The following is a 525-nucleotide window of genomic DNA, read 5'->3' as shown; positions in this document are numbered from 1 at the left end:
CCAACTACAACCATTCAACACGCTCCATCTGAAACAGACCCTAGAAACTTGTTATTCATTAACTTTGCTTCAAGAAACTGGAATAGAAAAAGAATCACGACAAGGGTAGATATTAAGCAAAGTGTGACAATGGACACGGAAACAATAGTAGAACGTTCAGCTTATAATTTTGCTGTTGTGTTCGTTAAAAATAAAGCAACAGATGACTACACAGACCCTCCTAAAATGTACACAGCAAAAAATAACGGAGATGTCATTGATTATAGCACTTATCATGGAGACGGAACAGACTTGCCAGATGTAAGGACAACCAAAACATTGTTTTATGATAGAGATGACCACGGAAACCCTCCTGAGTTGTCTACTATTAAGGTTGAAATTTCTCCCTCTACAATCGTCACAAGGTTATTCTTTAATCAAAATGAACTTTTTCCTTTGTATGTTAATGACTTAGTAGATATTTGGTACGAGGGCAAGCTATATTCAGGATATATAGCAGATAGAGTTAAAACAGAGTTCAATGAT

General features: G+C 36.0%; 1 protein-coding gene. It reads left to right on the top strand.

Annotation, left to right across the window (positions count from 1 at the left end):
- Window positions 1-12: 12 nt before the first annotated feature.
- Window positions 13-525: hypothetical protein (locus FDW96_RS02755; RefSeq protein ID WP_256376112.1), on the top strand; the 513-nt coding region annotated here is incomplete at its 3' end.

This window comes from Citrobacter sp. TBCS-15 (assembly GCF_005280815.1).
Classification (GTDB): Bacteria; Pseudomonadota; Gammaproteobacteria; order Enterobacterales; family Enterobacteriaceae; genus Citrobacter; species Citrobacter werkmanii.
Note: the sequence above shows the minus strand (reverse complement) of the source record. Positions and strands in the feature narration are given on the sequence as shown.